Source organism: Streptomyces sp. NPDC055078 (assembly GCF_053607985.1).
Map to the genome: position 1 here is coordinate 1 of NZ_JBSGUP010000547.1, position 5,629 is coordinate 5,629.

8 protein-coding genes are annotated in these 5,629 nt (G+C 72.0%); 7 read left to right on the forward strand and 1 reads right to left on the reverse strand.

Annotated features, from left to right (window positions below; all coding sequences use genetic code 11):
* Window positions 1–34 precede the first annotated feature (34 nt).
* The 7 genes from ACWF94_RS31615 to ACWF94_RS31645 all read left to right on the forward strand — a co-directional run bounded on the left by ACWF94_RS31615 (window position 35) and on the right by ACWF94_RS31645 (window position 4,410).
* A complete protein-coding gene (locus ACWF94_RS31615) occupies window positions 35–463 on the forward strand; it encodes a hypothetical protein (RefSeq protein ID WP_453496234.1) in 429 nt (142 codons plus the stop codon).
* Window positions 460–684 carry a hypothetical protein gene (locus tag ACWF94_RS31620; RefSeq protein WP_453496237.1) on the forward strand — a complete coding sequence of 75 codons (225 nt, stop codon included), beginning with the start codon at window positions 460–462 and terminating at the stop codon, window positions 682–684. Before ACWF94_RS31615 ends, ACWF94_RS31620 begins: the two co-directional genes overlap by 4 nt.
* Window positions 672–821: a hypothetical protein gene (locus ACWF94_RS31625; RefSeq protein WP_453496239.1), complete on the forward strand. Its 150-nt coding sequence runs from the start codon at window positions 672–674 to the stop codon at window positions 819–821. Before ACWF94_RS31620 ends, ACWF94_RS31625 begins: the two co-directional genes overlap by 13 nt.
* A 100-nt stretch (window positions 822–921) precedes the next feature.
* Window positions 922–1,188 carry a hypothetical protein gene (locus ACWF94_RS31630; RefSeq protein WP_453496242.1) on the forward strand — a complete coding sequence of 89 codons (267 nt, stop codon included), beginning with the start codon at window positions 922–924 and terminating at the stop codon, window positions 1,186–1,188.
* A gap of 151 nt (window positions 1,189–1,339) precedes the next feature.
* Entirely contained in the window at window positions 1,340–1,498 is a 159-nt protein-coding gene (locus ACWF94_RS31635) for a hypothetical protein (RefSeq protein WP_453496245.1), read from the forward strand.
* Window positions 1,495–1,689, forward strand: a complete 195-nt coding sequence (locus ACWF94_RS31640) for a hypothetical protein (RefSeq protein ID WP_453496248.1) — start codon at window positions 1,495–1,497, stop codon at window positions 1,687–1,689. Before ACWF94_RS31635 ends, ACWF94_RS31640 begins: the two co-directional genes overlap by 4 nt.
* Window positions 1,690–2,325: 636 nt before the next feature.
* Window positions 2,326–4,410 (forward strand): NB-ARC domain-containing protein, encoded by a 2,085-nt coding sequence (locus ACWF94_RS31645; RefSeq protein WP_453496251.1) that lies wholly within the window; start codon window positions 2,326–2,328, stop codon window positions 4,408–4,410.
* A 237-nt stretch (window positions 4,411–4,647) separates the two neighbouring features.
* Here ACWF94_RS31645 and ACWF94_RS31650 read toward each other — a convergent pair.
* The coding region (locus ACWF94_RS31650) for a hypothetical protein (protein ID WP_453496254.1) at window positions 4,648–5,629 on the reverse strand (982 nt) is incomplete at its 5' end.

The following is a 5,629-nucleotide window of genomic DNA, read 5'->3' on the forward strand; positions in this document are numbered from 1 at the left end:
CCCCTCAACTGACCGTCGTTGAGGGGATCGTGCCGTGTCCATGTCGCCCGCAGCCTGGCTCGCCCAGGCCGACCCTGACCCCGAGCGCGCCAAGCGCTGGTTAAGCTCCACCCGCATCGTCCTTCTCCCCATCGGGCGGACATGGGACGCCGTGAAAGCCCCGCGCATCCACGGACTCGCCGCAGTCGAATCAGGCATCGACGGGCCGGTCATCTCCGACCCGGCCGGGCAGACTGTGTTCTTCCTCGTCCCCCCGGGAACCTCCGCCACATGGGACCTCGCCGACACCACCTGCCTCGGTGATGCCTGCTGGCTGTCCGTCCTCGTACCCGCCATCACAGCGCCCCCGGGCCCGCACTGGCTGCAACCCCCCGACGGATGCGGAACGCTCGTCACCCCGGACACCCTGTGGGCGGCACTGACCGCCGCCGCAGAACTTCCCCCGGCAGGGAGCGAGCGATGAGCCCCCGCAGCGTGGTCAAGCGCGCCATGTGGCTGGAGGTAGGCGAGTCCGGCTGGTGCCACTGGCACGGCGGACCCTCCGGAACAGCCCGCACGATCCACCTGATCGAACGCGCCTCCGGACTCTCGTACGCGCAGACCGCCTGCGCACCGTGCCGTGAACAGCGCGGACTCATCGCTCTGGTCGACCATGTCCCTGGGGAGTTGCTGTGGAGCGTCTGACCGTGGATGCCCTGTGCGGAGCACTCCGCCCCGAGGCCCGGAAGATCTTCTGCACCCGCCCCCCGGGCCACGAGGACGACCACCACCACGAGTACACCGGCACGTCCTGGCCACACTCCTCGGGCGAGCCGGAATGACCGTACCCCCACTGTGCCGGGATGCGCCCGTGCTGCCCGTCGCCGATCTGCCGTGGGACCAGGCGACGGTCCACGCCTGCCGCCGGGACCGGCGGCTGCCATGACCCGTACCTACGTGTCGCTCGTTCTCGCCCTGGGGGCGTTGGAGTTCCGGTTACGGCTGCGCTTTCCCCGGCTGATGTGGCTGCTGACCACCTCCCGCCGCTACCGGCACGCCCTCCTGTCCGACTTCCACCGCATCGACTGCGACCCCGTGTACGCCGCCCAGTGGTGCGCGGCCCTCGACACGGCATGGGAACAGCGGCAGATCGACCGCGCATTTGCCGAACTGGTCCACGCCCTCACCGACGAGAGCGGCCCGCAGTGAGCGCCCCCGCGCCCCGGCGTCCGGGCCGTCCCGTACGCACCCCGCCCCGGGAACCGGCCGCCCCGGTCCGCGTCACCTCGTACTGCGGACTGTGCGCCGGGCACCGGTCCATCGGGGCTCGACGAACAGCTTGCAAAGGAGCTGAACGACGTTGCCCGACTGTATCCCCCGTGCACTCGTATGGGTGCTCACCCTCCTGCTGTTGACCCGGCGCACCCGGCCCGGACGCCGCACCGCCCTCTACTACGCGACCCGGGGAATCGACCTCCCCCACACCTACGTCAGCGCCTTCCAGGGAACAGCCCGATGACCCCAGGAAGCCTCACCACCGACCCCCCACCCGTCCTCACCGCACACTGCATCGGCTGCCAACGCCGCACCACCGCACCCGTACCCGTCCGCTGTACCCAACACCCCGAAACCACCCTGTACGCCTGCCCCCGCTGCGCCACCACCCTCACCCCCGGACCCACCCCCGACGAACTCACCCCCGACACATAAACCACGGCCGCCCGTGCCGTACAGCCCAGCGCCATTACGCAGGTCTCCTATGAAAAGCGGCAGTTGACAACCGGGAATCTCAACCCGGTCAATGGAATTCAAACAATGGCTGCACCTTTCTGCATATTTGGCTCAATCATTCGCTTCGCAGACGTCATCCCGTCTGGAAGGAATGGGAGGCGGGTAGAAAGGGGACATTGGAAGTCGAATGGGGCCGAAGGGGCGGGAATGCATCAGGTGACTGCAAGGGAATTGAGAGCCGCGCTGCTGACGGTCGGTGCCCGACCAGAGGCGGTACGCGCTCTCACCGACGTCGTGCGGACGTCGGCGGAACCCGCGGCAGTCGAGCTGGTACGGGCATGGGCGGCGGCAGCGGGGCGGGATGCCGAGGACCGTGGCCGGGTCCTGTCCGACTCCCTGGCCGGACAGGCGATGGTGCGGCCCTCGCTGGCGAGACACTTAAGAAAATGGCTCACCGCCACCGGGGGCGCATTGCCCGGTGGGCGTAGCTCGGTGGACAACACCATCGGTGCGTCCACTCGGATCGCGGGGTCCGTGATTCAGGCTCATGATGTGCACGGCGATGTTCATATTCACCCGCCATCCACCGCTCCCGAACCGCCGAGAACCTCTGCCATGCCGCGCCAACTCCCGCCTGTACCAAGCCATTTCACCAACCGTAAGCGGGAGTTGGCGGAGCTGGACCTGTTGCTGCGGTCCCCGCGCGGCGGGCCGGTGATCGCCGTGATCAGCGGACCGGCCGGGGTCGGGAAGACGACGCTGGCGTGCTGCTCGCTGCGAAGCCTCGCGGATACCTGTCCCGACGGGCAGTTGTACGCCGATCTGCGCGCCCATTCCCCTGACGGGCCCGCCAGACCGATCGACATTCTGGGCGATCTCCTGCGCGCGCTCGGGCAGGAGCAGATTCCCTGGACGCTGAACGAACGTGCGGCACTATGGCGTTCGGTCACCGCGGACGCGCGCGTGGCCCTGCTCCTCGACAACGCGCTCACCGCCGCACAGGTCCGGCCGCTTCTGCCCGGCTCGGCGGGGGCGCTGACCGTGGTGACCAGCCGGCGGCGGCTGACCGGACTGGGGATGGACGGCGCGGCCTTCCATCCGCTGGAGGTGATGGACACCGAGGACGCGGTGGAGATCCTCAGCCGGCGGATCGGTACCGAACGCGTCCGGCGGGAGCCCGAAGCGGCCCTGGCGATGGCGAGGGCGAGTGCGGGGCTGCCACTGGCGGTGAGTGTCACGGCGGCCCGGGTCGCGGCCCGCCCGCGCCAGCCCCTGGCGGTGATGGCGGCTGCCCTGGGAGAAGACGGCGCGCACGCTCTGGACGCCCTGCACGTCGAGGGCGAGTACGCCGTACGCAGCGCACTGGACCAGTCGTACCGGTTGCTGACACCGGAGCTGGCCCGCGGCTACCGCCGGCTGAGCCTGGCACCGGTCCCCGTCCTCAGCGCTCCGGTCGCCGCCGCTGCCTGCACCGTGCCCACGGCCAAGGCGAACTGGCTGCTCGATGAGCTGGCCGAGGTCAACCTCCTCGAAGACCTCGGGCCCGAACTGCGTACCGGACTCGACCGCTACCGGTTCCACGACCTGATCCGGGCCCACGCACGCGAGCTGGCGGCGGACGGTGAGACATCCGCCCATGCCCACGGGGCGGTGACCCGGGTGGTGGACTTCTATCTGAGCGCCGCGACCGAGGCCGAGGCGCTGCTGACCCCCAGCCATCGCACACTGCGCCGCGACTACGCGGAACCGGTCGGCCCGCCGCCGTTCGCCGACGCCCCGGGTGCCCTGCGCTGGCTGGACGCCGAGCGCTCCCAGCTGATGGCGGTGCTGCGGACCACCGTGGCGGAGGGCCTGGACGCCGCGTCATGGCAGCTCGCCGACGCCATGTGGCCGCTGTTCCTGCGGCTGCGCCCGTACGACCTGTGGGTCGAGGCCCATGAGATCGGCCTGGCGGCGGCACAGCGGGTGGGGGACGGCGACGGCGTGCGCCGGATGCTCACATCCGGCGGTACGGGACTGCGCAACGCGGGCCGTCACGCCGAAGCCATCGACTGGTTCGGCCAGGCACTGGACGCCGCCCGGCAGGAGGTGGCCCGGTTGAGTGCCGGAGGTGACCGGTGTGACGGGGGTGCAGCGGCGGACGAGCAGGCGGACCGCGAACTGCACGCCGCCCGGCTCGCCGAAGCCCAGGCCCTGCACGGTCTGGGGCAGACCCATCGGCTCGCCGGACGGCTGGCCGAGGCCACGGAGCGCTTCAGCGCGGCTCTCGCCCTGCGCGAGGCGCTCGGCTACCGCCGTGGTGCCGCGCTGACGCGGCTCTGCCTCGGCGACGTCGCCCTCGCGGCGAACCGTCCCGGCGACGCGCTCCCCGACCTCGTCCGGGCCAGGGCCGACCTGCTCGCCGAAGACGATCTCTATGACGCGGCGCGTGCCCTGGCCTTCCTCGGACGCGCTCACGCCCGGCACGACAGCTCGGACCAGCGGCTCGCGGAGTCCCATCTGCGCCGGGCGCTGGGCGAGTTCGAGGCGACGGGTTCGGTGCACTGGCAGGGGCGGGTGCTGGAGATGCTCGGTGAGACGGCCGAGGAACGGGGCGACGCGGGACGGGCCAGGGAGTGGTACGACCAGTCCCTGGCCCGCTACCGGCCGGTCAGCGAGTCCGACGCCCGGCGTCTGGAGGAGCGCTTGCGGCGGCGTTAGCCCCTGCGACCGGGCCCCTGCCCGGACCGGGCAGGAGCCTGGGCATGGGCATGGGCATGGGCATGGGCATGGGCCTGGGCCACGACCGACCAGGGCCGGGCCTGCCAGGAGCCACGACCGGACCCTGCCGGGCCCGGGCAGGGGCCACCGACCGGACCATGCCGGGGCCGGGCCCACCGACCGGCCTGGCCCCCTGCCCCGCCCGGCTGGGCCCGGCCCCCTGCCCCGCCCGGCTGCTCACGCGGACGCCTCACCCGCCGCCCTACCCACACCCGCACCCGTACCCACACCGGCACCCGTACCGGCCCACCGCTCCGGCAGCGGCAGCGGCGGGAACGACGGTTCGTGTGCGGGCTCGCCCAGACCGAGGAGGCGGTACATCAGCCTCCGGGTGTTCCGGGCGAACCGACCCGGCTCCGACGAGATACGCCGCGCGATCCGTGCGTACTCGGCGGCCGGATACTCGGCCCGCGCGTAGGCGAGCTGCTCCGGCAGGGGGTGCGCGGGGGACAGCGCGGGGGCGACCCGGGCCAGCTCGGCCCCCGGCGACGCGGGGTCGACGTCCGCCGCCGGAAACCGCGCCAGGAGGATGGCCGCGCGCGTCAGGGTGGCGTACAGGGTGACCGATCCGTGGTCACCGATCACCCAGTCCGCCGCGATCAGCGGCGTACGCCAATCGGCCTCGGGCGGAATGACGACGACCCCGCGGCGCCGGGCCGCGGACAGCCACGAGCCCACCTGCCAGTCCCCGTGCCCGGACCAGACGTTGGGATGCACCATCACCATCACCAGATACCCAGCGGCCGGCAGTTCGGCCAGCAGCCGGGGCAGCAGCGCGTCCAGCCGGTTGAAGGACGAGCCGGTTCCCCAGGTGGAGGAGACCAGAACGAGCTTCTGCCCGCGACGCAGCCCGAGGGCGGCGCGAGCGCGCCGCCGCAGGGGCAGGCCCGCCACGATCCGGTCATACGTCGCGTCGCCGACCACCTCGGCCACGGGCAGGGCCTCCGGACACCAGCGCTCCAGCGTGGCGAGGTCGTCCCGGTGCGCCAGCGCCACCGCCGTCGGCACGACCTTGCCGTCCCACATCAGATACTGCTTCCCCAGCCCGCCCACGGTCCGGGACGCTCCCGGGTTCCGGTCGTCCGTCGGCCGCGAGAGCTTCATGTGCCCGGCGCCATGGGGTAACCGCAGCAGCGGCCCCCGGAGCTGTTCCACTCCC

Coding starts and splice junctions, on each gene's coding strand:
- ACWF94_RS31645 (WP_453496251.1), top strand. CDS start 2,326: ATGCCGCGCCAACTCCCGCCTGTACCAAGCCATTTCACCAACCGTAAG.
- ACWF94_RS31640 (WP_453496248.1), top strand. CDS start 1,495: ATGACCCCAGGAAGCCTCACCACCGACCCCCCACCCGTCCTCACCGCA.
- ACWF94_RS31620 (WP_453496237.1), top strand. CDS start 460: ATGAGCCCCCGCAGCGTGGTCAAGCGCGCCATGTGGCTGGAGGTAGGC.
- ACWF94_RS31630 (WP_453496242.1), top strand. CDS start 922: ATGACCCGTACCTACGTGTCGCTCGTTCTCGCCCTGGGGGCGTTGGAG.